Origin of the sequence: Limnospira fusiformis SAG 85.79, from assembly GCF_012516315.1 — a bacterium.
Lineage (GTDB): Bacteria > Cyanobacteriota > Cyanobacteriia > Cyanobacteriales > Microcoleaceae > Limnospira > Limnospira fusiformis.
In genome coordinates, this window is sequence record NZ_CP051185.1 from 5,909,995 (window position 1) to 5,935,776 (window position 25,782).

A 25,782-nucleotide genomic window follows, 5' to 3' on the forward strand; every position below is an offset into this window, starting at 1 on the left:
ATTCTAGTTGGTATAATCTGAGGGTACGGCTAAATCAAATAGCAGGATTTCCGCCGGGTCTGATGTGCCGGTTAATCGGATTATATGGGTTTCATCGGCGGCGGGAGTTATGGCGACTCCATCTCCCTGACTGAGAGTGCGATCGCCTAAAACTACCGAACCCCTAGCTATTTGAATCCAGGCAACTCTTCCCGGTTTTATGGTATAATTTATCTGGTCATCTTCGGTAGTTAATTTAGCCCCATATAGTTCCACATCCTGATGAATAGTGACCGAACCATTCCGACCGTCAGGAGAACCCAATAATTGCAGTTGACCCCACTGTTCAGCCTCAGAAAAGGCTTTTTGTTCATAGCTAGGGGGGAGTCCATTTTCATTAGGAATAATCCAAATTTGCAACAGGTGAACTGGTTGAGTTTCCGACCCATTAAATTCGCTATGATAAATGCCAGTTCCTGCAGTCATCCGTTGCACTTCTCCCGGTCGAATTACCGAACCATTACCGAGGCTATCTTGGTGTTCTAGGGTCCCCGATAACACATAGGTAATGATTTCCATATCTTGATGGGAGTGGGTTTTAAATCCGCCTCTGGGTTGGATATGGTCCTCATTAATTACTCGCAGGGTAGCGAAACTAATATGATTGGGATCATAATATTGACCAAAGGAAAAGGTATGGCGACTATCTAGCCAGTCTAACTTTACTTGGCCGCGATCGCCACTAGGCCGAATTTCGATCATAAAATTATCCCGGCTTTAGATAATAGTGATTTGTGGGCAACTATTGATATCATAATACACAACTCGATTATCTGCTTAATCAACTATCCGAGAATAATCGAGAATTGGCAATCAATAATATGGGGTGGGTGGGCCAGGTTTACCAATATGCTGGTATCCAATGTAATTGACCCCAGTGTTTATGGCGTGGGTGGGGCGGGTTTACCAATATCCTGGTATCCAATGTAATTGACCCCAGTGTTTATGGCGTGGGTGGGGCGGGTTTACCAATATCCTGGTATCCAATGTAATTGACCCCAGTGTTTATGGCGTGGGTGGGGCGGGTTTACCAATATCCTGGTATCCAATGTAATTGACCCCAGAACCCGCCCCTACAGTCTTGGGTTCCGGTAGGAAGATAAAGAGCATGATTTAATCTCAAATTAGGTTAACATTTTACGGCAATACGGTATAATACCAAGTATGGTGCGAGACCTTCGGGTATGAAATCGAGCTGAAATGGGCGAAATAACTACCCGGTGAGGACTTCAACCCCTTGGTTGATTGGGTCGCATCCCTGGCCATCCCATAACACAGCCTGATTTTTTTGCCCCCCTTCGAGACTTCCAATATGGTTGCCAAGGTGAAGCGTCTAATCAGGTCTAAGACTGCCCGCGCCATGCTGAAATGGGCGCATTATCGATTCAAACTAACCCTGAGACATCAAGGGGAAATAACTGAACAGTTGTAGATGTGACCGAAGAATACACCAGCAAAACCTGTACTCACTGTGGTCATGTCCATTCCCAGCTAGGTGGCTCAAAAGTGTTCCGATGTCCGGAGTGCGGGTTCACTCTACCACGGGACTGGAACGGTGCTTTTGGAATCTTTCTAAAAGCTTTGCGGGATACCGCCTCTGTTACCTTAACGGGTAATAGTGCTATCGTTGCATTGTCCGGGAACAACCGGAAAAATGTCGCGTAAATGTATCAGACCCAACAGGTGGTAAAATCGGAAAGCTAACAGACCCAAGACTGTCCCCTAGGGGCCAAATGTATCAGTGTGTGAATTTAATTGCTGTGGGAACCTATGGATTTTTCTAATCTAGCAGCCCAGTTGAATGCTGGGGCGATTTTACCAGAAAGTATTGTATTGATCACTTTGATGGTGGTCTTGATCGGTGATTTAATTGTAGGGCGGACAGCATCTGCTAAATGGACACCATATGCCGCCATTGGTGGGTTGCTGCTGTCTATCGTGGCTTTATACTCCCAATGGGATAATACCAACACCCTAGCGTTTTTGGGGAGTTTTAATGCTGATCCTCTGAGTATAGTATTCCGGGGAATTATTGCCCTGTCGGCCGCGGTGACAATTTTGATGTCCGTTAGCTATATTGAACAAACGGGAACCGCTTTAGCAGAATTTATTTGTATTTTGCTGACAGCGACTCTGGGGGGGATGTTCCTGTCTGGGGCTAATGAGTTGGTGATGATCTTCGTCTCCCTGGAAACCCTCAGTATTTCCTCTTATATGCTGACAGGATACGCTAAACGAGACCCTCGGTCTAATGAGGCGGCGCTGAAATATCTGCTAATTGGGGCAGCTAGTGCGGCCGTGTTCCTGTATGGTTTATCGTTGCTGTATGGTTTATCTGGCGGTGAAACTAACCTAAATGCGATCGCCCAAGCCATTACTAATAATGGAGTAGGTGAATCTCTGGGGCTGGTAATTGCTTTAGTATTTGTAATTGCGGGAATTTCCTTTAAAATCTCGGCGGTTCCTTTCCACCAGTGGACTCCTGATGTGTATGAAGGTTCACCAACTCCTGTGGTGGCATTTCTATCGGTGGGGTCTAAGGCTGCCGGGTTTGCTTTAGCAATTCGTCTGTTATTAAATGCTTTCCCTGTATTGTCCGAACAGTGGCACTTTGTGTTTACCGCCCTAGCCATCCTGAGTATGATCTTAGGAAATGTGGTCGCCCTAGCCCAAACCAGCATGAAACGGATGTTGGCTTATTCTTCCATCGCCCAGGCTGGGTTTGTCATGATTGGGTTAATTGCCGGAACTGATGCGGGTTATTCCAGCATGGTATTTTACCTGTTGATTTACCTGTTTATGAACTTGGGCGGTTTTACCTGCGTGATTCTGTTCTCTCTGCGGACAGGTACAGACCAAATTAGTGAATATAGCGGTTTGTATCAAAAAGACCCCCTACTAACTTTGGGGTTGAGTATTTGTCTGTTGTCTTTGGGTGGTATTCCTCCCCTGGCTGGATTTTTTGGGAAAATTTATCTATTCTGGGCTGGTTGGCAAGCGGGGTTATATGCCCTGGTTTTACTGGGTTTAGTTACCAGTGTGGTTTCGATTTACTACTACATTCGGGTAGTGAAAATGATGGTGGTTAAGGAACCTCACGAAATGTCTGATGTGGTGAAAAATTATCCGCCAATTCGCTGGAATTTGCCGGGGATGCGTCCCTTACAGGTGGGTTTGGTTTTGTCGGTAATTGTCACCTCTCTGGCGGGGATTTTATCTAATCCTTTGTTTACCCTGGCTAATGATTCTGTGAGCCGTAGTCCCCTATTCCAACAGGCGGCTATTTCTCAGGCGGAAACTGTGGCAACTATTGATGTGATTTCTAGTCCGGCAATACTCGCTAAGGATTAGTGATTACCTGGTTTAGGGGCGGGTGATATCGACAGCTTTTTAGTGGGTCGCCAATCTGGCTAAACTCGCCCCAAATCATAGTAGTTGGCAGTAATTACCCCCGTTGGGCGATCGCATAATATCTCCACGGGGCGGGGTATCCTTCCATGGTTTCTTGGGGGTTTTCGGGGTTGAGAAACTCCTGTAAACTGTCGATATTAGCCCAGGGAGTCCGGCGTTGTTCTTCTACTGATAAAGGTGAGGCGAAAATACAGCGAACTTTAGTAAATCCTGCCCTAATCATCCAGGTTTCTAAACAGGACTGGGTGGGGAGAAACCAAATTCCTTTGGCGTTGGCGTAACGTTGGCGAGGGGTGAGGGCGATCGCTTTTTCTCCGGGGATACCCTGACAGTCGATGATGATTTCTCCTTTTGGGGCTAGGGCTTGCCGCATTTTTCGCAATAAACCAATGGGGTCGGTGTGGTGATAGAGAATACCTAAGCAGAAAATGGTATCGAAAAATTGGGGATAATAATCTATATGTTCGACTCCTAATAATTCAAAATGTAGGTTTTCCTGACGGACTAGGTTTTGCATTAGTTGGAAGTTCCAAAAGTGTTTGGCGTAGGGTTCAAAGCCAATTACACAATCGGGTTGCTGGTCTGCCATGCGAAACATATAATAACCATTATGGCAGCCAATATCTGCTACTTTTCGCTGTGTGAGGGGCTGAATATGGGGGGTAATTCTTTCCCATTTTAAATGCGATCGCCATTCCGCATCTATCAGCGTTCCAAATAATTCAAAAGGTCCTTTTTTCCAGGGGCAGAAAGTCTTTAATGTCGCCTCAAACCGCTGTTGCTGGTCTGGGGAAAGTTCCCCCAAGCGTCCGATTTTCACCACCGAACCCGAAAAATCAAACCATTGGGTTTGGATATCCTCAACTGCTTCTACTGCTTCTCTATACCGCTTGATTTTATCATCAAATAACCGAGGATAAGCCCATTGGCGCTGTTGCTGAATCCCATCACGGTTAATGTCGATATCATAGGCGGCTAAATAATCATCAGCATGGTACATATAATAATCCTGATTATCTGTCAAGTTTTTATCAATAATTAGGGAAGGTTTATTTGGGGTTATTTTAGAGCAATAAATGAGGTAAAATTGTGAAACTTTAACAAAGAATCAACAGCCGCAAAGCCACTGTCATGCAGCATGGCTACCTGTTGCATTTGAGTGAGGGGAATTAAGACATTTTCTAGGGCTTCCTTTTTGCGTTCAATCTCATTTTGAGCATAGCCATTTCGGGTTTTAAAGGCTTCATAATGGCGGGTCATGGTTTCCTGGAATTGGGGATAAGGCGATCGTAATTTTTCACTCAGGAATAATAAACCACCCGGAACTAACCCTTCATAAACCGCATTTAAAACCTGTTGTCTCTGGTGAACTGGCAGAAATTGTAGAGTATAATTCATCACCACAATACTACTATTTTCAAAACTACTATTTTCCGCACTTTGACAGATTAACTCTATGTCGTGGATGTCTTCTAAACCTGATAACTTTTCTTTAGCTTTCGCTAACATGGGTTCCGAGTTGTCAATACCAACTAGGGTAGCAGGTGTTTTTAAAAATCGCCCCAGTAACTCTAAAAACGTCCCCGTTGAACAACCCACATCAATAATTTTAGTACCAGGTTGATAATAGGCTTTCGTCCATTGTACCGCACAGGCGACCACTTCTTTATATAGGGGAACCGAACGGGAAACCATATCATCAAAAACCCGCACCACATCTTCATTAAAAGTAAAAGGTTTTGGCCAGGTTTCCTGTTCAAATAGTTGGTCTTTGTCGGAACTTAGATAAAGTTCTGTATCCCAGAAATTAGTCATAATTTAATTTTCCATATCGGGTCATACAATCATATTTTACAACCAACCTGCCTCCCCAACATCAATAATGACGGTAACAGACATTACTGATAATTTTTGCAATTTATAAATTTGATAATATCATGTAATAGTTCAACCATCAAATACCCAGATGAATATTATGTTTTTGGCTAAAGGTTTAGTTATTGGCTTCTCCATTGCTGCGCCAGTTGGACCCATTGGAATTTTATGTATTAGGAGGTCTCTTACTCAAGGTAAAATAGTTGGCTTATTATCTGGTTTGGGCGCGGCTACTGCTGATGCAATTTATGGCTTTATGGCTGGCTTTGGACTCACCGCAATTTCTAGTTTACTCCTCGGTCAACAAACATTATTAAGAATATTGGGCGGTTTATTTTTATGCTATTTGGGCTTAAAAATTTTTCGGGATAAACCAGCTAATGAGTCTGCTCAAATTAACCATAAACTCGGTGCTTATGCTTCCACATTTTTGTTAACTCTCACTAATCCCATGACGATTTTAGGGTTTATTGGTATTTTTTCGGGTTTGGGTTTAGGGGAAGCCAATAACTATTTTGATGCCACTTTGTTAGTGTTAGGAGTCTTTTTTGGTTCCGCCCTCTGGTGGTTACTCTTGGTGGGGTTCATTGAATTATTTCGCGATCGCTTAAATTCTACTATTTTTCAATGGGTTAATCGAGTGTCTGGGCTAATAATTATCAGTTTTGGCATCTTAGCCATTGCTACAGTTATATGGCAATAAAACCGCCCTAGCTGGCGCACCCTCTGACCCGATAATTTTTAAAGGTAGACAAATTAACTGATATTCTCCCGGTGCAATTTCAGCTAAATTAATGCCTTCTAAAATAACCACTCCTGCAGTCAATAAGATTTCATGGGTTAAGGGACTATCATTAAACCTTTGAACTGAAAGATAGTCAACACCGACTAATTGAATACCAGCATCAACTACCCATTGGGCTGCATCAGCAGTTAAGGCAACATAATCTTGTTTAAATTCCGATATTCCTCGCTCCCAAAGCTGAGAATTGGCAGTTTTAAACAAGAGTCTTTCCGTGTCTTTGGGGATGTTTAATTGATTTAATAAATTAGCAGTAATTGCGGTAACATCAGCCACGGAAATTACTAAAGCCCGCCCGATTAACGTCTCTAATGATAGTTGTTCAACAGTAGGACCACCATCAATAAAATGAGAGGGGGCATCTACATGGGTTCCCACATGAACGCTGCTTGCCATTTTAGAAACATTTACCCCATGTTGGTCAATGGTTTTGGTAGACTCAAGTTGAAAGTTTAAACCTCCTGGCCAAGTAGGTAGTTGGGAGTGTAGACCAACGGAAATATCGAGTATTTTTACCATGTTGATAACTCCATTAATTGACAACTGCTATCTAATTATAGCATGATTTATCCTACTATTCATCTGATGACAATTCGAGCCTTTAATATTTTAAATAAAAATCACGAATTAAGGCGATAAATTCATCACTGTAAATGTGTCGATCTTTTTCAATTATCAAGGTGTGTGTCTGACAGGTTTTTGGAGTTTTTCCTAATTCCATAATTATGCGTTTCACGGAATGTGTAGCTGTGGGTTTGATTAACAATTGACGATCGCAATATAATCCGAAAGTGGCGGCGATTTCTTGAAACTTGATGGCGGCTGCTGTGGGATAAATTATTGCCAGTTTCCCGGTGGGTTTTAATAATTTGGTAGTTACTTGTAAAATATCTATCTGGGAGAGGCTGTCGCTATGTTTGGCGAGGGCTATTTGATGATTATCGGGTTTATAAGCATTGGCAAAAAAGGGGGGATTAGAAATGATTAAATCGTATTGTATATCACAGAAATCCGCATATTTTTGGATAGAATTATGATAGATTTTTAGACGCGATCGCCACGGGGAATTAGCTATATTTTCACTGGCTTGTATATAAGCATCTTTATCAATTTCTACTGCCTCAATTTCCGCCGGGGAACGTTGGGCTAAGATTAAAGCAATTAATCCGCTTCCCGTCCCAATATCTAAGATATTATCGACAGATTTTATATCTGTCCAGGTTCCTAATATTACCCCGTCTGTGCCGACTTTCATCCCACAGCGATCCTGAAAAATAGTAAACTGTTTAAACTGAAATTTATTGCTGACCATACCTAGGATTAATTGCGTAAAATTAAACTACCTGGGGTAACTTTTTTAATCCAGTTGGTGATGATAATTTGGTCACGATCGCCTTTTGTGATTGGGTATCCTTGGAGATTCTTAAATGTCACAGTTTCAGGAATATTAACTTTTTCTCCGGTGGGAATTACCACTTGATTAATTTCGGAGATATCAAAAGGACGTAGGACTTGGAAAACGATATATTTACCACTTTCTCCCCCCAATGCTTCAGCGACACATAAATCATTGCGATAATGGGAAATTTTGGATTTTGACTTCATTCGGGAGAAAATAGAGGTAGTTCGATTAGCTTTAAAAAATGGCGATCGCGCTTCAGTCTGCCAATGGTTTTTAAGGGTTACTGGGTCGGTGAAAATTTGCTCACATATCTGGTCAATATCTGGAGCTAAATTACCATTTTTCCCGAAATGTCTGAGGTCTAGGCGCAGGGTATGTAAACCCGCCTTTTGTAGTCCCTCAAGTTGATCTAAAATAAACCAATCTTTATCTAAAAATAGAAAAGTTCCGTGGTGAGTTTCTACCGCAGGAAGGGGGCGATCGCCATTTTCTTCTGCCCTAGCTTTGACCTCAAGAAAACCTTGATTATTCTCCTCTGATATATGTTCAGCTAATAGCGATCGGGGTGAGTAAAAAAGCAAAATTCTCCCCACCCCCAAGACTTCACAGGGTACTGGTAATTTCTGGCAATATTTAATTAACTTATTTTCGGGAATTTCAATTGATAAAATCAGACGTTCTAAACATCCAGCGAACAGTTCACACCATCCTGTTAATGCCTCAAAATTATGATTTCCTGTCTCTACAATTAACTGAATAGGTAATTGGGGATAATGAACGATTAACCATTCTGCCGCGCCGGGATCACATACTCGAATAGCGGCAAAATTTAGGAGATCCCAATCACAGAGGCGATCGACAATTTGCATCATCACCCCTTCGGTCATTAAAATATCCCACACCAAAACCGGACGCAACCCCCGCTTTTTCGCCTCTTCCGCCAGAAAAAAAACCTCTGGCGCGGTTAACTTTCCCTGTCTAGCTAATAAAAAAGGTTCTAATAAAACCTCCCCCAAATTAGCTACCCTAGCGCATCTATCTAAGTCCTCTAAACTACCCACAAAAGTATTAAATATCATCAATTATTATTCCCTAATTTTAGAATCTTAAATGGTTAAAGTTAATCACATCAATTGATTGGCTTTGCAGATAACTAGCTAATTTTCAATAAAATATCTAAATCGCGAATCATACCTGTCTAATTTTCATGGATTTAACCTGGCTAGTTTCGGCATCCACCTTAAATATTTTATACTCTCGCCGATAGCGAGAAGTCTCCAAAACTTCACCCAAAGGATCTTCTAATCTATCGGCTGGACGAGTAAAGCCTAAAGTAATCAACCAAGATTGATCATCCTCAGAAAGTTCGACTTCTTCGACTCTCAAATCTTGAATATCTAGGTTGCCCATAGTCTCCCATAGAGAAATAAGATATTGTTTGGCAGCGATCGCCGCTGCTTTAACATCAGTTTTCATGCTCCACGTTTCCCGGCTATTTAAAGCAATTAGTTTATTATAGCATCAATTATTCCCTAATTAACTACCAGTAACCATAGAGTATGGGGCTGTTATTTCTACTTTGGATGGAGATAATCTCAGCAAATGCAGTTGGTGAACCTGCGCTAATTCGGGGACTTTGGTAATACAAACAATACCATCTTTTCGCATAAAATTAATCTCCTCACCGACTACGGAAAATAAACTATTAACTTGATAATTAATAGGCTGACCATGAGGCAGGATAAACTCGACTTTATCTCCCACAGATAAAGGTTCTACCAATTTGATAGCGATCGCCTCTTCAGTCGTATCTAAAACCATCCCTAAATAATCATGAGTTCCGGTATTATTTCCGGCGGCTTGCTCAAAAACCGAACCCTCACCCGCCGCCGTTTCTAGGGAACCAGAAAAATAATCCCTGTGGGGAATTGACTGTAAATCTGCCGCTATTTCCTGCAATAATTCCGGGGTTAACTCACCTTGAGAATAAGCATCAATCGCCCGACGATAGGCTTTACAAGTCATCGCTACATAAAAGGATGATTTCATCCGTCCTTCAATTTTTAGGGAACAAATGTGATGTTTGAAAAAATCACCGACCTGATAGATACCCCACAAATCTTTGGAGGACATAAACGTAATGGTAGAATCCTCAGAAGATAGTTGATAAGGAAGGCGACAAGATTGAATACATCCACCTCGGTTAGAATCCCGTCCGGCGGTATAATTAGAAATGGTACAATGTCCAGAATATGCCATACACATCGCCCCATGAATAAACATCTCAATTTCTAAGGGTGCTGCTTGGGGATTTTCGGCTGAGAATTTAGCCCGCATTTGACCAGCTTCGGTGATGCTAACTTCCCTACCTAAAATTAGGCGATCGACCCCAAATCTAGCCCAGAGTCTGGCTGCATATCCATTTAAACAGGAAGCCTGAGTTGATAGGTGAATTTTCAGATTAGAACAGTTGTTAATAACTCGCATAACTCCCAAATCGGAGACAATGACTGCATCCACATTGAGCTGTTCTAACAGTTGACAATAATCCCCAAATTCGCTAAAATCTTCATCATGGAGGAAAGCATTTAAAGTTACATAAACTTTAGCCCCCCGTTCATGGGCAAATGTGACACCTCTCTGTAAATCTTCGGGGCTAAAATTATCAGCCCTAGCTCGCAATCCATAATTTTGACCGCCTAGATAGACAGCATCTGCGCCATAGGTAATGGCAACTTGTAATCTTTCTAAATTCTTGGCTGGGGCTAATAGTTCTGGTTTCCACATAATCAAAAAACTGCTTAACTAACTGGTGTCTGATTAACTTCTAAAATCTCTCTAACGGTTCGCCCATCTCCTTGAAATCCAAAATACCATAAAGCTGTCGCTGCTTCCGCCCTGGTGACAGTTCTTTGCGGTTGAAATAGGGTAGTAAACCCAAACACTCGCCGAATATTAGCATTATCTCCATTATCAAAATCTGCTAAAATCGCCCTGATGGCATTACTATTAATTTTGGAGGCATCCTGAAATCCCCAACGTTGTTCAACGGCATCTACAGTCCCTTGGGGTAAGCCTTGGCGGATATCTAAGGGGACCTTCCAAAGGATTAAATACTCGCGGGTTAAGGGGGCATCTGGGCGGAATTGAACGGCGGTAGTATCCCCAGATAAAGAACTAGGAATTAAGCCAGCTTCAGCTAATCCTTGAATTTCGGCAAAATAGGGATGATTGGCGGGAACATCGGTAAATACAGGTTGACTACTAGAAATGGATAAACGAATTTGTCTACCTGGAATATCAGCATAAATCTTATTGTTTGCTTGGACTAAAGCGCGGGCAAATTCTCCCCTGGTAATAGCTTGGTTAGGATTAGGAAAATTTTGCTCAAAAACACCTAGTTTGGCGACATCCATAGCAAACTGTTTTAATTCCTGGGGAATGTCGCCAGTTGTAGAAGGGGTGGGGGTAGGGGTGGGAGTAGTTTCAGGTTCTGGGGTAGGACTTGAAGTGGCGGCTGTAGGGTCAGGAGACTCTGGAGACTCGGAAGGGGTAGGTTGGGGTTGAGAGGCGATCGCTTCTGGGTCGCGAGAATAATCTATAGAAAACTTAGTTTTTCCCTCTAATACTTGGTCTAATTTCAGGTTAATTGTTACCTGTAAATCCTGTTTAGTCGCCACCAACAAACCATCACTTTCTTGGTCAGCATTGCTAACTATTTCCCAGCCATCTGATGCCAATCTATTTTGGTAGTAGGTTCTGACGAAATCAATGGGGTCGGTGGTTCGCCAAACTGTTGAGGTTTTTTGTGTATCGCTGGCGGCGAGGGTGACATCTTGTAAGCTGGAACCGGGATAAATGGAGATTTCCTGGGGGAAATTTTCGGGTAATTTCAGAAAATCATCAGGGGGTGAAATAGGCTGATTTTCTGTGGCAGCCGATTCCTGAAAAGGGGGATTTTCTTGGAGTTGTGGATCTGCTTCTAAAGATTGTTGTAAGGAGTCTCCTAGGGTACTGTTGGCACAACTACTTAATAGGGCAGTTATGCCGATGATGGGGATAAGTTTGATTAAATATTGGCTGATAATTTTCACGATTTTTGGTGATAAATGGGTTAATAATTACTCAAAAAATGGCTGATAATTTAATTGGGAACAGTTACGGGAACCCCATTTTGTTTGGGGCTAAGTCCTAGAATAAAGGGAACTGCTTTTTTTACCCATTCCTGTGGGGAAGTAAAAGCGGCTGCATCTTCCCCATAACAAATTTCTAACATATCTGTGTGAATAATTCCCGGACTCATGGGAATGGCTGCTAACCCTGGGGGAAGTTCCTGCGCGAGGGCTTGGGTTAACCCTTCGATCGCCCATTTTGAGGTACAATAGGGGGCTACCTGGGGAGAAGTAGATCGCCCCCAACCGGAACTCAGATTAATGATGATACCGGTACCCCGTTTCATCATGGCGGGGACTAGATAGCGGATCACATTTGCTACTCCTTTAATATTGACATCAATTACCTGATTAAATTCATGGGGTGGCACTTCCCACAGGGGCGCAAGTGGATTAATTATAGCGGCGTTATTAATGACTATATCGGGGGCTGGATAATTTTTGAATAGGTGATTAATCCAATTTTCTACGGCTTGAGGTTCTTCGACATTAACTACTTGAAAATTATGGGGTTTTCCATATTTTTGGGTCAGCAGGTCTATGGGTTCCCGGGAACGAGCGCAACCAATAACGGTATGTCCTAAATCAATAAAACTCTCGGTCAAAACTCTACCTAAACCTCGACTTACTCCAGTAATTAAAATAATCTTACTCATCATTAACTCCTATTTAGCCATTAATTAGTGTAACAGATAATCGTTTAAATTGCCATAATAAACTCTATCAATTTGTCAATATGTTCTGGTTCATGGGTTGCCATTAAGGAAATCCGCAGCCTGCTGGTGGTGACGGTGGGGGGGCGAATGGCGGGGGCAAAAATTCCCTGCTGTTGTAATTTTTGGGCTACCTGTAAAGCGATCGCTGCATTTTTTAGGGGGTAGCATAAAATGGGGGAAGTAAAACTGGTAAAGCCGGAAAAATTGGGATTTTCAGAATTATCAATATTCTTTAATTTTGCCTGAATAGTTGCCACATTTTCCCATAATTTAGCGCGTCGTTGGGGTTCTTGTTGGACAATTTTAATTGCTGTTAAAGCGGCTGCTGTATCGGCTGGAGTTAAACCGGTGGTATAAATCCAACTAGGGGCGCGGTTTCGCAAAAAATCAATGGCTGTGGCTGAACCTGCTACATAACCTCCCAAACTTCCTAAAGCCTTACTTAGGGTTCCCATTTGTAACAGGGGAGTCCCGGTCAAATGGAAGTATTCGACACAACCCGCGCCATTTTTTCCAAAGACTCCGGTAGCGTGGGCTTCATCGACTAATAACATACTATCAAACTCTTGGGCGAGTTCTACTAATTGTGGTAGGGGGGATAAATCACCGTCCATACTAAACAGAGTGTCGGTAATAATTAGACTTCTGCGGTGTTGGTGGCGATGATTTTTTAACAGGTTGGTTAGGTGATTAATGTCGCTGTGGGGATAGTTAAAAACGGTCGCGCCGCTGAGTTTTGCCCCCATTTTTAAACTGGAGTGGTTATACTCATCAGAGAGAATGATATCTCGCTGATTAACGAGGGCGCTAATAGTGCCAATATTAGCTAAATAACCGGAACTAAAAACTATGGCATCTTCGGTATTTTTGAGGTTGGCGATCGCCAATTCTAGCTGTCTGTGCAATTCCCGATGTCCGGTTAAAAGTCGCGAGCCAGTGGTTCCTGTCCCCCACTCACGGGTCGCATTCATGGCGGCTTCTATTAAACGTTTATCCCCTGCTAAACCCAAGTAATCATTACTGGCAAAATTGAGCATTTCTCGCCCATTTACAGTAATGATAGGACCGGGAAGACTAGCAATGGGTGTAACGGAACGATACCAATTAGCCTGGTGAATGGTATTGAGCGATCGCTGCATCCACCCATAAGCATCTTTAACCATAACTCGTTTTTTTAATCGGGGAAATTCATCAATGTTCAGAGGGGTTAATAGTATCGATATCCGCACTATTTCCGCGCACGGAAGGCAGTCTTTCCACTAATCCCATATCAAAGGCAATATCTGGCAACTCCCCCACCATATATTGTCCGGCTTGCCAAATGCGATTAGGGGTAAAACACATCTGGCGCAGTTCCACCACTTCCGTGGGTTCAAACATTTCCCTACACATTCTTCTTTCTAGTCCCATTCTTCTATAATCTCCTCTTTTTTGATTCTATGACGGGCGTGTTTTAGGTCATTACTATTAATCATTTTACCACAGTGGGGGCATATAAATGTAGTGACTTGATATTTTTGGGCTTTTCTTTCCTCAATGACCTCCGCAAAGCCAGAGGCGATAATACCTGCGGGAAGTGCAATAATACCAATACCAGTGATGGCGAGAACCGCCCCCAATAATCTCCCCCAGGGGGTAATGGGATAAACATCACCATAGCCAACGGTCGTCAATGTGACTACCGCCCACCAAATGGCTAAAGGAATATTAGCAAACTGTTCTGGTTGGGCTTCATTTTCCAAAAAATAGATGATACTCCCGGAGAAAAATAACAAAATTATCACCATACCCAGAGTCATAATTAACTCTTCTTTTTTATTGTTTAATACACTTTTAATTAGGTTAAATGATTTAAGATATCGAGTCAGTTTAAAAAACCGCAAAAATCGAATTAAACGAAATAAACGCGCCGCCCTCATATCGGGAATCATCATCGGCAAGTAAAAGGGTAAAACTGCCATCAAATCAATTAAAGCCAAAGGGGTAAACATATATTTAATTCGTCCCCACAATGGATGCTTGTAATGTTCATCTATGGTACAAGACCACAGCCTTAAAAGATATTCGATGCTAAAGGCAGCAATGGAAAAATATTCAAAGTTTTGGAATAAAACATAATATCTTTGTCTCAAGTCAGCGACAGTCGCCAAAGAAACTGCGATGACATTGAGGACGATTAAAGTAATAATAAAAAAATCAAAAATTTTACTAAATGAATCATGGATAGTCCAGACTTCTAAAATGAGGAAAAGTCGTCTTTTTAATTTTGGTAGCATGATTCATAAACCCAGCTAATGTGATGACTTTATTATAAAACACGAAAAGCAGCGATCGCGTAATGATTACCCGATCGCCACTTTCACAATTGTCAACTTAGGGAATAGCCCCAGTCTTACCGACTCAAGTTAGCATCCTGTAGTTCCCCAGGACGCACCGCGATTTGTTCCGTAGCATTTCCTCGTCTCACTTCCAGTCTTAAAGGCTTCCCAATTTGGGCTTTTTCGACAACCCTCTGTAGTTGGTCTGCTTGAGTAATGGATTTACCATCAATTTTAGTCACCACATCACCGCGACGTAAACCGGCGTTGGCGGCTGGACTGTCAGGAATAACCTGAACTACCAAAACTCCATCAATTTCAGGAATCATCACCATGGAGTTAGGATCACTATTAAACTCCTGAGCTAATTCTGGTGTTAAAGTAATCATCCGAATACCAATAAAAGGATGAGGGATTCTTTCACCCCTGGCTAAATTGTCTTTAATAGCCTTAGCGGTATCAATAGGAATGGCAAAACCAATCCCTTGACCATCAGCGCGAATGGCTGTATTTATGCCAATTACTTCCCCTTGTTCATTTAACAAAGGTCCCCCAGAATTTCCAGGGTTAATAGCGGCATCTGTTTGGATAAATTCTAGGCGTTTATCAGGGATTCCTACCTGAGAACTAGGGCGGTTTAAAGTGCTAACAATTCCTAAAGTCACGGTATTATCTAATCCGAGGGGATTACCAACAGCGATCGCCCAATCTCCTACCTGTACTTCCGCCGAATTTCCCAACTTAGCCACTGGTAAATTATTACCATTAATCTTAACCACCGCTAAGTCAGAAGGTTCATCAGCGCCTTTAACTTCTCCTTGAAATTGGCGACCATCTCGCAGGGTGACGGTAACTTTATCTGCACCTCGGACAACATGGGCGTTAGTTAAAATCATCCCATTACTGTCCACAATAAAACCCGAACCTTGTCCCCGTTGTTGATATTCCCGGGGAAATTGTGGCATATCTTCCCCAAAGAAACGCCGGAAAAATGGATCATCAAAAAAAGGTTGAGGAATATTAGTAGAAACAGTCCTTTCTGTATCCAATCGCACTACCGCCAGACCCACACGATTGACAGCATCGGAGACAAAATTTCCGACCCTTTGGGGGACACGCGCCACCGTTTCCGGTGGCGTATTTGATGCCATTACTACTTCCTGCTTAATGGTCGCCTGGGCTACAGGGGTTAACCAATCAGGAAACAATCGCAGGAATCCTAAAGTTAACCCTACACTCAACACAATGGCGATCGCATAACCGCCAAACTGACCAAAATTAGATCCTTTTTTGTCTTGCATTAACCAGTCTCCCAACAAGCATTTGATTATATTTTAGATAGCCGGCCACAAAATATCACTAGCTGTTTTAAACCAGCCATTCACCTTGCGCCATAACCTTTCAGGCTGATCATCTACCACCTCAGAGGCGATAGTTTCCACATCTACAACTGTGGCATTTTCCCAATCGTCCCGTTCAAAATTCCGAATCGGACGGGTAGAAGATGCCATATTTTCCGATTCAATTAATTTCCTTTTCACCCAGTCACGAACTTCTCCGGTTTGATTGATTACCAAATTTTCCCAGGTAGTTTGAGAGTTCATAGCTTCTCCTTTTGGTGAGTGGTTATACATCTTACTTAATTAAGCCAATTTTCTAGGTTTTGACGAGGGTTAAAACTGCTGATTTGTTGTAGTTCTTGGTATAGTTGTCGTTGGCGATCGCTTAAAGTTTTCGGTGCTACCACCTTGAGCCGCACAATCTGATCACCTTGTCCCCCTTTAGGAATCGGCCAACCCTTACCTCGCAGCCGCAGAGACTGTCCCGATGCCACCCCTGGGGGAACCTTCATTGTCACCTTACCCGAAGGGGTAGGAACCTGAATTTCCGCCCCTAAAACTGCCTCCTCTGGAGTAATTCCCACCTCACAAATTAAATCATTTCCATCAAACTGAAAAAACGGATGTGGTTCCAGTTCAACAGTCAAATATAAATCCCCTCTTTTTCCAGAAGTCGGACTAACTCCCCCCTTTCCTTTTAAGCGAATCCGACTATCAGGCTTCGCGCCTGGGGGAATTTTAACCTTAATTGTTTCTCCATCCAAGTTAAATTTCTTTTCCACCCCCTTAAAAGCCTCCGAAAAAGTCAGAGGCAATGTGGCCGTAAAATCGCGGGGCGGTACTTGTTCATAACCCCTATTACCGCCGCCAAAAAAGTCGCCAAACTCATCAAAAGCACTATAACCGCTACCATTGGGATAGCCGTAGGGCTGGCGAGGATTACCGCCAAACCTGCCTAGTAACTCATTAATAAAGTCATCAAAATTACCATATTGGTTAAAGTCAAAATCACCTACCCCTCCCGGTGGTGGTCCCGCACTAGAAGGGTCCCAATATTTCCCAAATTGATCATACTTCTGTCGTTTATCGCGATCGCCAAGAACCTCGTATGCTTCATTAATATCCTTAAATCTTTGTTCCGCAGCGCGATCGTTAGGATTCACATCAGGGTGATATTTCCGCGCTAAGTTCCGGTAGACTTTTTTGATCTCCTGTTGACTGGCATTCTTATCCACCCCCAAAATCCCATAATAATCTTTATAGTTCATTTTAGATGACATCAGCAAGCACCTCCTTCGCACGCTTATCTACAAGATAACAAAATTGGGAATTGGGTTCAAAGCCAGATCACCTTTACTTCCCCATTCCCAACTTATTACCTCTTATATTAGCAGTCTAGTCGCTGGTTTGGTGGGTTCAGAGTACATATCAGCCAGCCAGATCAGCATTCAGTTATGGTCGAAAGGGAAGTCACCTTCCCTAACTCCAATTCAAAACCGTGCTTGATATTTTCACATCACACGGCTCCTGATGTGGATACCCTATTGTCAGTAGGAACAAGGTTACGACCCCTCGCTTTATGACTTCAACTTTAGGAGCTTTATGCCACACGTAGTCTTTAAACTCGTTTTCGCCACTATACTCCTATTTATTGCAGTCTCTATATCCACACCGTGACTAGTGGGCATATCCCAACCATTACAGTTAGGCATTGGCTTTCAGTCACATCCTTTCCCCTTATGGGCATTCGCTTACACTTTTCACTACTTTACGAGATGTACTCGCAGAGAGCCCAATAGGGGTTTAAACGTTCCGTATATATGGGTATTCCATCTTTAGATTTGTCCTTTCCACCGGGGTAAAATTAAAGGTCTGTGTAGGTAGTGTGAAGAAACTCCTACTTTTCCCCTTGCTCTTTTGAGCGCAGCGTGTCAACCTATTTCGCTACTTAATGTTGACGATGGTTCAGGCCAGACATTCGGTTTCCCTAATCATGGATGGTTGGCAGTGGTCGGATTTTGGGAATAGGTTTTCCCTCACGCCTTCCGTTCCCCGCTTAAATCCCAGATTTGTGATTTCTGAAACTTGGGGTGGCTATCGCCGTTACTCTTTCCCATAATCGCTCCAAGTAAGTTATAATACTCCTCCTAGGTAATACTTGGACGGTGTATTGCGATTTCTTAAAATGGGATTGACCATGAGTTCCCTACCTTGCTTAGAATCACACCTTCCTAAGCGTTGGGACATATATACAGTTAAGGGGTAAACTGGTTGACAGTTTATCTCCCTCTAGGAGGTTATTTCAGGCATTGCAGCCTTATTTCACTCCTAAACGTCTCGCACCTCCTAAACGTCTCGCACCTTCACCTACATTATAACTGATTTAAGCCAGATCGACCTTAACCACCCGATTTTTTTCTTCCTCAGCTTTAGGGAGAGTCAGGCTAAGAATGCCATCTTTATATTCTCCATGAACATTAGTATTTTGGACCCGAATTGGTAGAGGAATCACCCGGCGGAATTTACCATAGCGAAACTCACTGCGGGTTACTCCTTTTTCTTCCGTGTGTCTTTCTAATTTCCGTTCCCCACTGATAGCAATAGAATCCGCTGTTACCTGTACATCAATATCTTCGCGATTCATTCCGGGAACTTCTAATTTCAGATGTAAGGCTTCCGGCGTTTCCTGAAGTTCCGCTGCTGGTACAAATGCAGAACCCACATCTTCCGAAGTAGTAGTTAAGCTATCAAACAAGTGATTCATTTGACGTTGCAGAGTGTCAATTTCCCGGAAAGATTCCCAATTAAAACTAATGATTGCCATAATCTTTGCTCCTGTTTTATATCCTGGTTTACTTGAGGTTATCTCTTACCTCTTGTCTTACAGAATAGTCAATTTATCTTAGTTTTGGATTCGGTTTTAAACACTGAGAATATGGCAATAACCGAACTGCTTTAGTTTCCCTTGGTGGTACGTTAAACCGTACCTTAATGGTCGTGAAAAGTGAACCCACCCCCATCATTCATTAATCCAGATAGTACCCCGGTCTCAGCCGGATTTCCGACTTGCCTTGCCTTTTCCCCAGAAGCAGCGTTATATTTAGACAATCCACACTCTGAGGGTACTGAGGGTACTATGAAAATTTGGGTCAACGAACAGCTAGATCCCAATGGTATTGTCTATTCTTGCATTGCTTGTTGTGACGAAACTCAAGCTATGGAATGTCATGAGTCTTTCCAAAACAATCTCACCGAAACTCAAAAGCAAATGGGTTGGGTCGCCAAACTCCGCACTGTCGAGTCTTGGGATGATGTCCCTGTTAGCGCTTTAAAACTCAATTAGCACCCCCATCAAATTAAAATCCAGCCCCAAAGTACCGGGCTGGATTATCTAAATATTCTCGGTGAGACTTACTAAAAACCCATTAACCTAGTCAGTCTTTTGAAAGTCTAGGGAAGCCGAATTCATGCAGTAACGCTTTCCTGTCGGTCTTGGTCCATCCTCAAAAACATGGCCTAGGTGAGCATCACACTTAGCACAGAGTACCTCTACCCGGCGCATAAACAAACTATTATCCTGTTCATATCGGACACTATTTTCCGAAACCGGTTCCCAAAAACTTGGCCATCCCGTACCGGAATCATATTTGGTTTCTGAGGTGAATAACTCATTACCACAGCAAACACAACGATAAACACCCTTTTCTTTGTTATCGTAATATATGCCAGTAAAAGCGCGTTCAGTCCCCTTTTTCCGGGTGACTTTGAACTGTTCTGGTGTTAGCTGTTGCTTCCACTCTGCCTCAGTTTTTTGTACTTTCTCAACCATAAATGAGTCACTCCGATTTGTGTTCTCCCAAAGCCTAACTTAAAGCCTAACTTAAAACCTAATTCAACGCCAGCCATTTTTGAGCATTCAGGCGCTGAACCACCCCAAACACCAGCAAATCTAAAGTAATCCGGCGCTCATCTCCCAAAAATCCCTCGATCGCCGATGGTTGAGTACCATTAGCCGCCCAGGAAAAAAACTTTGGACCCTTAATATCTTCTTGGGGAAAGTAGATATTAAACTTCCGTGCGCCACCTTCCCAGCTTCCCGTCACCTGCCAACAATCTTCTGCAATTTGTAGGCTAGGCGGAAACTTAGCCTTGACTAATGCCACATCGAGATCTGTAATTCCCTGTTCCTCCAGGGCTTTCTTAACCGCCGGAATATAATGATTTTCGATAAACTCTGGAAACGGCTTATCCTCCACTGCGGGGGGTTTCTCCTTTTTCGCCTTGGCGGCCGGTTTTTTCTTTTCTTCTTCTGACATCGATAGTTCCTGAGTTACAATTCACCCAAACGTATTCTATCGCTATTCGATCGCGATCGCCTTCCCCCAACAAACCTCCCCACTTTCCACAACAGTCACCCTCAGATAATCACATCAGTTTTGCTAATCTATGCCCCTCCATCTATTTAATATTCCAAAGATTGTTAAGAATTAATACATTTTTATTGCTAATCTCTCGCAAAAAGTTGACGAGATTCTGGGGGTTATGGTATCCTCAGATAAATCGCATCCAAGGGGTTCCTGTGTCTTGATGCCAAAATAGAGGCTACAACCCTGATTATATCGTCGCCTAAATTATTCTCTCACCACAAGTTAAAATTCACGATGCACGAGTTTGGAAGCCAAAAGCGATCGCCATTTTCTGAGATGTTGACAAAATCGACATTATGTGCATAGGATGCAATTTTCCGCAGTGAGGGAATTTAAAGGATGTTAGCGAGTGCGATATTAATCCTAGTGATGGGTTTTTTTGCTGGGGAACTTGCCCGCCGATTAGGTGCGCCGCCTCTAATTGGGATGATTGGGATTGGCATGATCATGGGTAAGGAATTTGGCAACTTAATTAGTCCAGAAGTCCTAGGGGCTGCCGATGATCTGCGACTGGTAGCCGTAATGATCATTTTAATGAAAGCAGGTCTAGGACTCGATCGCTCTAAACTAGCGCAACAAGGAACAGTCGCCCTCCGGCTAGGATTTTTCCCCGCTTCAATAGAAGCCTTAGTAGTAGCGATCGCCTCAATGTTCCTATTCAATTTTGACTTCATGACAGGTCTACTATTAGGCTGCGTAGTCGGCGCAGAGTCACCCGCCGTTATTGTCCCCGGAATGTTGCGCCTAAAAAGCCTAGGCTGGGGTGTGACCAAAGGCATTCCCGACGCGATTTTAACAGGTAGCGCCTTATCAGATGTCCTGCTATTATTAGTATTTAGCCTACTGCTAAACTTTCTGGGTTCAGGAAGTACAGAAGCCATTAACCTAGGGTTCATCAGCCTATCATCCTTACAAATTCTACCATTCCAAGTAATCCTAGAAATCGTCCTAGGATTAGTAGCAGGTTTCCTAGGCGCGCGATTATTAGTATTTCTATTAGTCAAGCAGACCTGGACGCGCAACGTAGTTCAAGACATAATCATCGCCGCCAGTTTAGGACTGTTTCTGGTAATTTTCAGCAACACCTTTCCCTACTACTCCGGCTATCTAGCCGTGATGGCGATGGGATTCTTTTTAATCGAATTTGATGCCCCCCTAGCGCGATTAATCCGCAATAGTTTTGATGTATTGTGGATAGTAGCGGAAATTGTTTTATTTGTAATCATGGGGGCTACCATTCAGTTACAGGTTTTAGGGGATGTCTTATTACCGGGTTTATTATTAATAGTAATTGGTCTGGTAATAGGTAGAGGAATAGGCTGGTATTTATCGACATTAGGGAGTAATTGGAATCGCCAAGAAAAGCTGTTTTTATTGCCGGGAAATATGGCAAAAGCCACCGTACAAGCGGCTATTGGTGCTTTACCTTTAGCGGCGGGAATTGAGGGAGGGGAAATAATTTTAGCGATCGCCGCCTTAGCAATTCTAGTAACCGCCCCCTTGGGTGCTTGGTCTACCCAAGTATTTGCGCCGAAACTCTTAGAAAGGGGAGAAGTAGACCCCACCAAAGTAGCCGTTAAAGGTCATCCAGTTTTATTAGCTGCTGTAGACCCGTCACCCCTATCAACTTCCGTATTGCTAAAAGCCGCCGACCTAGCGCGGCGCAGCCATGGTCAAATCATCGTTTTATATGTAGATAATGTGGGAGACGAACCGGGAAGATTACAACTAGAAAAACAAGCGCACCAACTTCTAGCAGATATCCGCTTTGAATTTCTGGTATTATCAGGATTAGTACCAGAAACCATTGTCAAGACCGCCGAAAGTCGCGGGGTGACTGATGTAGTAATTGGTACCAAATCCATGAACGGTAAAAAGATGATGGTTAACTCAGTCTCTCAAGCCGTTTTAGAGATGAGTACAATTCCGGTAATTACCGTATAAGGAAACCAGAGAAAGTAGAGACAAGGCGGGTGTCTTATCTCTACAATTGGGTAGTGTTAAATCTCAGCGTAAGCACGTTCAATTAAACGTCGCGCCAGAGTTTGAATACCGGTATGAGTGTAGTAGTTAGTGGTCATGTCGAGGAAAGCCGCCACATAATCCAACTTATCGTCAGCGATATCGACAAAACTCTGAAGGTTGCTAACCACCTTAGAAGGTGTCAAATCATGATCGCTGACAAAACCACTCATCCAACCTGTGACGGAATTAAAACTTTCCTGAACAAAATGCAGCTTTCCGTCTGGGTCTCCCCCAGGAATCATGGGATTAATCCGTTTAAAACCCTCACTTTTCTCCAATTCAGAGGGAGTCAAATTCGCAATAATACTCAACCCCTTTTGAATAAAATCGGGACCCAAAGGGATTAACCCATCCAAACAGACCAAAGCCGCCATACGCATGATAGACTCGCCGCCATAGTTAGCGAGAGAGGCGACAAAATCGCCGATACTATCCCCAGGAATGCCATTAATTTGGCAAAAGGCGACCAATTCAGTGACCACCTTTAAAGATAAATCGATCGCCTGTGCTTTATCAGCTTTGGGGGTCAAGTTCCCCAGGAAACCGAGAAAACTGACATTCTGGCTAATTTTATTAGCCAGCGCCGCCGTCCCTAAAGCGGTCCCCGCACTGTCAATAGTTTGATATAGCCAAAGTGCGCGTTGGTAGCCCTGAGATTTATCATTATAAAGCCAGAGGGCGCGTTCACTGATATCCTGAATCAGACCCGGATCATCCTCGCCAGTGATAGTTTTAACGGTATTTTCAAAACCTACCAAATTATCCCACTGACCAGGAACTGCAAAATCTAGCCCCCGCAACACCATTACAGTTATCCCACCAGTAGGGAGTTCATCAACCAATTCAATAATAGACTTACTCACAATTCAGACTCCTTGCTGATACATTTACGCGACATTTATCCGGCTATTGCCTGACAATGCGACGATAGCACTATTACCCGTTAAGGTAACAGAGGCGGTATCCCGCAAAGCTTTTAGAAAGATTCCAAAAGCACCGTTCCAGTCCCTGGGTAGAGTGAACCCACACTCAGGACATCGGAACACTTTTGAGCCACCTAGCTGGGAATGGACATGACCACAGTGAGTACAGGTTTTGCTGGTGTATTCTTCCGTCACATCTACAACTGTGGTTCCAGTTATTTCCCCTTGATGTCTCAGGGTTAGTTTGAATCGATAATGCGCCCATGTCAGCATGGCGCGGGCAGTCTTAGACCTGATTAGACGCTTCACCTTGGCAACCATATCGGAAGTCTCAAAGGTGGGCAAAAAAATTAGGCTGTAGTTGTGAGTCAAGTAGTGAGCAATTTGTTTGTGGGCTTCATCAACTAGATTGCGGATTTTGGTTCTCATTCGTTGAGCCGCTTGCCTCATCCGTCGCCTTCTTGAACGACAGGGTTCCTTGGCGATTCGGCTCATCAAATCATCCAAATGTTGACATAGCCTAGTAATGCGTCCAATATCCCCGGAGCCCAATTCCAGAAATCGAGAGCCATCAAACCCAGTTATGAAAGTTCGCACACCCGGGTCTAATGCAATCACGCCAGTAGCGTCAGTTGGGGTAACGGCAACTGGTTCAGGGAAAATCGCCAACCATCGACCTTTGGTAAACACCAACTGAGTCCCTTGCCCGCAAGTTTTAGGGATGGGTTCGGAAACCATGAAAGTTAATCCTTTCGTGAGTCTTGGATACCAACTCCCTGAAGAGAAATTAGTATTATTGAACTTAATCCCTTGAGAGCTGTCACGACAACTTCTAAACCTTGCATCAGGACTAGCGGTCAAAGCCTGATAGGCATCAAAGATGGCATTTTGCCGAATGTGGCAGGGTGTTTCTTTGACCCATTCGGGTAAGTCGCTCTGCATCACTTTATTGCGTAACTTTAACTTGCTTAGTCGTTTACCACTCCGGGATAATGCAATTGCTTGGTTGTAGCAATACCGACAAGCAGCCAGCCATTTACGCCAGACTTGATTTAGCTCGGGGCTGGGGTAAATCCGGATCTTCTTTGACCTGAGTTTTGTATTTACTCCGTCCGTATAATCGGGAACTGAAGCAGTGGAGGATGGCGAGGATGTCCTCAACCATTTCTGGTTCTGGACTGAGACTTGTCTGGTTGAGAACCATGAGTGAGCACCTGTTTTGCTCACAGAGCCATCCAAACAAGTCAAATCCCCATATTGCCAATCGGTCTGGGTGGGCAACGACAACCATGCGGACATCTCCTGACAAGACTTGTCCCAGTAAGGCCAGCATTTTCTTTCCCTTGAAGTTGAGCCCGCCTCCGATTTCTGAGACGACTTCTGCTTCGGGGTAGAGGTTGGACAGTGCGGCCACCTGTCGGTTGAGGTCGGACTGCTGGGCGCGGCTACTAACTCTGGCATAGATAACGACTTTGCGTTTGTCACTGCCTGATTTGGCAGTATATGACTCAACGTTGTATCGTCGTTGCCCAGCGGGGGTTCTGATGGTCTCGATTGAGCCATTGTCGTCCCATCTGCGGAGTGTTCTTTCATGGACTCGAAGGATTTGGGCCGCTTCCTTGGGTTTGACATATCTGGCAATAGGTTTATCCTCAACCATTCTCGCTTATTATACCGTATTGCCCTAAAATATTAACCGAATTTGTGATTAAATCATGCTCCCAAAAACTTGATAGATTAACGCAATTGTGCTAGACCAGAGAGATTAAAATTTTGTAACCAGACTTCGCGATCGCTGGGAGTAAAAGACTCAGAACTAGATTGAACCTTAACCTGAAAGCGATCGCCTACCAGTAGCGCCGTAGTGTTTCTACCCTGAGTAACTGCGGGATATCCACCAATTCTCTGGGTAGACTCCTGAAACTTGCGGGCGGCGCTAGGGTTATTAGCCAAATCATTAATCGATAGCAGCGCCAGAGCATCACCACCGCGAGAAAGTTGCGCTTGAGCAAATCCCTCTTTTTCTTGGCGGAAAGTAACACTATAGCCATCGGCACCCCTAGGGAAATATCGGTTAAACTGACCCCCAGGGAGAGGTTGAGCATCTGCGACCTGTTGAACCGCCCCGGTAGTACCAGTATCAGGTGTGCTAGTGGTTAGATCAGAGCAGCCGGAAACCAGCACCGATAAACTGAGGACAACCGCGCAGACTAACTTGGGAAAATAGTTAATTTTGATCATGGTTCCCCATTTGTGGAAGGACAGCGAATGGGACATTAGACAAAAGCCAAAAAGCTAATCTGATTTTATGCTATCGGTGAACTACACAGGC

At 43.5% G+C, this 25,782-nt stretch carries 28 protein-coding genes and 1 pseudogene; 6 read left to right on the top strand and 23 right to left on the bottom strand.

The window, feature by feature from the left end; genetic code table 11:
• Nucleotides 1-3: 3 nt before the first annotated feature.
• Entirely contained in the window at nt 4-741 is a 738-nt protein-coding gene (locus HFV01_RS27530; protein ID WP_006622439.1) for a pirin family protein, read from the bottom strand.
• A 571-nt stretch (nt 742-1,312) separates the two neighbouring features.
• Here HFV01_RS27530 and HFV01_RS27535 point away from each other — a divergent pair.
• Nucleotides 1,313-1,704, top strand: a pseudogene (locus HFV01_RS27535) (zinc ribbon domain-containing protein); the annotation flags it as partial.
• 105 nt (nt 1,705-1,809) lie between these two features.
• Nucleotides 1,810-3,390, top strand: coding sequence for an NAD(P)H-quinone oxidoreductase subunit N (locus HFV01_RS27540; protein WP_006670041.1), 1,581 nt, complete (start codon nt 1,810-1,812; stop codon nt 3,388-3,390).
• Between the two features lie 94 nt (nt 3,391-3,484).
• On the opposite strand, the gene cmoB is transcribed toward HFV01_RS27540, so the two are convergent.
• Complete coding sequence (gene cmoB, locus HFV01_RS27545) at nt 3,485-4,474, bottom strand: tRNA 5-methoxyuridine(34)/uridine 5-oxyacetic acid(34) synthase CmoB (RefSeq protein ID WP_235720252.1); 990 nt, start codon at nt 4,472-4,474, stop codon at nt 3,485-3,487.
• A 35-nt stretch (nt 4,475-4,509) separates the two neighbouring features.
• Nucleotides 4,510-5,265 (bottom strand): carboxy-S-adenosyl-L-methionine synthase CmoA, encoded by a 756-nt coding sequence (gene cmoA, locus HFV01_RS27550; RefSeq protein WP_006622443.1) that lies wholly within the window; start codon nt 5,263-5,265, stop codon nt 4,510-4,512.
• A 151-nt stretch (nt 5,266-5,416) separates the two neighbouring features.
• On the opposite strand from cmoA, the gene HFV01_RS27555 reads away from it, so the two are divergent.
• Complete coding sequence (locus HFV01_RS27555; protein ID WP_006622444.1) at nt 5,417-6,028, top strand: LysE family translocator; 612 nt, start codon at nt 5,417-5,419, stop codon at nt 6,026-6,028.
• On the opposite strand, the gene HFV01_RS27560 is transcribed toward HFV01_RS27555, so the two are convergent.
• The 13 genes from HFV01_RS27560 to HFV01_RS27620 form a co-directional block, all read right to left on the bottom strand.
• The gene (locus HFV01_RS27560) at nt 5,999-6,646 is read right to left on the bottom strand and encodes a cyclase family protein (protein ID WP_006622445.1); all 648 of its coding nucleotides are present in this window, start codon (nt 6,644-6,646) and stop codon (nt 5,999-6,001) included. The two genes, HFV01_RS27555 and HFV01_RS27560, sit on opposite strands and share 30 nt — an antisense overlap.
• A gap of 82 nt (nt 6,647-6,728) precedes the next feature.
• Complete coding sequence (locus tag HFV01_RS27565; RefSeq protein WP_006622446.1) at nt 6,729-7,439, bottom strand: tRNA1(Val) (adenine(37)-N6)-methyltransferase; 711 nt, start codon at nt 7,437-7,439, stop codon at nt 6,729-6,731.
• Between the two features lie 8 nt (nt 7,440-7,447).
• Nucleotides 7,448-8,608, bottom strand: a complete 1,161-nt coding sequence (locus HFV01_RS27570) for a U32 family peptidase (RefSeq protein WP_006670040.1) — start codon at nt 8,606-8,608, stop codon at nt 7,448-7,450.
• 109 nt (nt 8,609-8,717) lie between these two features.
• Nucleotides 8,718-9,005: a hypothetical protein gene (locus tag HFV01_RS27575; protein ID WP_006622448.1), complete on the bottom strand. Its 288-nt coding sequence runs from the start codon at nt 9,003-9,005 to the stop codon at nt 8,718-8,720.
• A 60-nt stretch (nt 9,006-9,065) separates the two neighbouring features.
• A complete protein-coding gene (locus HFV01_RS27580) occupies nt 9,066-10,316 on the bottom strand; it encodes a peptidase U32 family protein (protein WP_006622449.1) in 1,251 nt (416 codons plus the stop codon).
• A gap of 14 nt (nt 10,317-10,330) precedes the next feature.
• Nucleotides 10,331-11,623: an S-layer homology domain-containing protein gene (locus HFV01_RS27585; protein WP_006622450.1), complete on the bottom strand. Its 1,293-nt coding sequence runs from the start codon at nt 11,621-11,623 to the stop codon at nt 10,331-10,333.
• A 50-nt stretch (nt 11,624-11,673) separates the two neighbouring features.
• Nucleotides 11,674-12,357: an SDR family oxidoreductase gene (locus HFV01_RS27590; protein ID WP_006622451.1), complete on the bottom strand. Its 684-nt coding sequence runs from the start codon at nt 12,355-12,357 to the stop codon at nt 11,674-11,676.
• 44 nt (nt 12,358-12,401) lie between these two features.
• A complete protein-coding gene (gene bioF / locus HFV01_RS27595; RefSeq protein WP_006622452.1) occupies nt 12,402-13,580 on the bottom strand; it encodes an 8-amino-7-oxononanoate synthase in 1,179 nt (392 codons plus the stop codon).
• A 28-nt stretch (nt 13,581-13,608) separates the two neighbouring features.
• Nucleotides 13,609-13,827: a hypothetical protein gene (locus HFV01_RS27600; protein WP_006622453.1), complete on the bottom strand. Its 219-nt coding sequence runs from the start codon at nt 13,825-13,827 to the stop codon at nt 13,609-13,611.
• Nucleotides 13,818-14,693, bottom strand: a complete 876-nt coding sequence (locus HFV01_RS27605; protein ID WP_006622454.1) for an ion transporter — start codon at nt 14,691-14,693, stop codon at nt 13,818-13,820. Before HFV01_RS27605 ends, HFV01_RS27600 begins: the two co-directional genes overlap by 10 nt.
• A gap of 116 nt (nt 14,694-14,809) precedes the next feature.
• Complete coding sequence (locus tag HFV01_RS27610; RefSeq protein WP_193520603.1) at nt 14,810-16,036, bottom strand: HhoA/HhoB/HtrA family serine endopeptidase; 1,227 nt, start codon at nt 16,034-16,036, stop codon at nt 14,810-14,812.
• A gap of 33 nt (nt 16,037-16,069) precedes the next feature.
• Entirely contained in the window at nt 16,070-16,339 is a 270-nt protein-coding gene (locus tag HFV01_RS27615; protein ID WP_006622456.1) for a hypothetical protein, read from the bottom strand.
• Between the two features lie 35 nt (nt 16,340-16,374).
• Nucleotides 16,375-17,355, bottom strand: a complete 981-nt coding sequence (locus tag HFV01_RS27620; RefSeq protein WP_006622457.1) for a DnaJ C-terminal domain-containing protein — start codon at nt 17,353-17,355, stop codon at nt 16,375-16,377.
• A 680-nt stretch (nt 17,356-18,035) separates the two neighbouring features.
• Between HFV01_RS27620 and HFV01_RS27625 the strand changes: the two genes are divergently transcribed.
• The gene (locus HFV01_RS27625; RefSeq protein WP_193520604.1) at nt 18,036-18,194 is read left to right on the top strand and encodes a hypothetical protein; all 159 of its coding nucleotides are present in this window, start codon (nt 18,036-18,038) and stop codon (nt 18,192-18,194) included.
• Nucleotides 18,195-18,458: 264 nt separating this feature from the next.
• Here HFV01_RS27625 and HFV01_RS27630 read toward each other — a convergent pair whose 3' ends face one another.
• Nucleotides 18,459-18,899: an Hsp20/alpha crystallin family protein gene (locus HFV01_RS27630; protein WP_006622459.1), complete on the bottom strand. Its 441-nt coding sequence runs from the start codon at nt 18,897-18,899 to the stop codon at nt 18,459-18,461.
• A 312-nt stretch (nt 18,900-19,211) separates the two neighbouring features.
• Here HFV01_RS27630 and HFV01_RS27635 point away from each other — a divergent pair, with 312 nt between their 5' ends.
• Nucleotides 19,212-19,418: a hypothetical protein gene (locus HFV01_RS27635; protein ID WP_006622460.1), complete on the top strand. Its 207-nt coding sequence runs from the start codon at nt 19,212-19,214 to the stop codon at nt 19,416-19,418.
• Nucleotides 19,419-19,505: 87 nt separating this feature from the next.
• Here HFV01_RS27635 and msrB read toward each other — a convergent pair whose 3' ends face one another.
• Both msrB and HFV01_RS27645 read right to left on the bottom strand, forming a co-directional pair.
• Entirely contained in the window at nt 19,506-19,904 is a 399-nt protein-coding gene (gene msrB, locus HFV01_RS27640) for a peptide-methionine (R)-S-oxide reductase MsrB (RefSeq protein ID WP_006622461.1), read from the bottom strand.
• A 58-nt stretch (nt 19,905-19,962) separates the two neighbouring features.
• A complete protein-coding gene (locus HFV01_RS27645) occupies nt 19,963-20,391 on the bottom strand; it encodes a DUF2996 domain-containing protein (RefSeq protein ID WP_006622462.1) in 429 nt (142 codons plus the stop codon).
• Between the two features lie 450 nt (nt 20,392-20,841).
• On the opposite strand from HFV01_RS27645, the gene HFV01_RS27650 reads away from it, so the two are divergent.
• Complete coding sequence (locus HFV01_RS27650) at nt 20,842-22,446, top strand: cation:proton antiporter domain-containing protein (protein WP_193520605.1); 1,605 nt, start codon at nt 20,842-20,844, stop codon at nt 22,444-22,446.
• Nucleotides 22,447-22,502: 56 nt separating this feature from the next.
• Here HFV01_RS27650 and HFV01_RS27655 read toward each other — a convergent pair whose 3' ends face one another.
• The 4 genes from HFV01_RS27655 to HFV01_RS27670 form a co-directional block, all read right to left on the bottom strand.
• Nucleotides 22,503-23,390, bottom strand: a complete 888-nt coding sequence (locus HFV01_RS27655; protein WP_006622465.1) for a hypothetical protein — start codon at nt 23,388-23,390, stop codon at nt 22,503-22,505.
• Between the two features lie 24 nt (nt 23,391-23,414).
• Nucleotides 23,415-24,530 carry an RNA-guided endonuclease InsQ/TnpB family protein gene (locus HFV01_RS27660; RefSeq protein ID WP_318286309.1) on the bottom strand — a complete coding sequence of 372 codons (1,116 nt, stop codon included), beginning with the start codon at nt 24,528-24,530 and terminating at the stop codon, nt 23,415-23,417.
• The gene (locus HFV01_RS27665; RefSeq protein ID WP_438861267.1) at nt 24,487-25,092 is read right to left on the bottom strand and encodes an IS607 family transposase; all 606 of its coding nucleotides are present in this window, start codon (nt 25,090-25,092) and stop codon (nt 24,487-24,489) included. The genes HFV01_RS27660 and HFV01_RS27665 overlap by 44 nt, the downstream gene beginning before the upstream one ends.
• 95 nt (nt 25,093-25,187) lie before the next feature.
• Nucleotides 25,188-25,691 (bottom strand): hypothetical protein, encoded by a 504-nt coding sequence (locus HFV01_RS27670; RefSeq protein ID WP_006670789.1) that lies wholly within the window; start codon nt 25,689-25,691, stop codon nt 25,188-25,190.
• Nucleotides 25,692-25,782 lie beyond the last annotated feature (91 nt).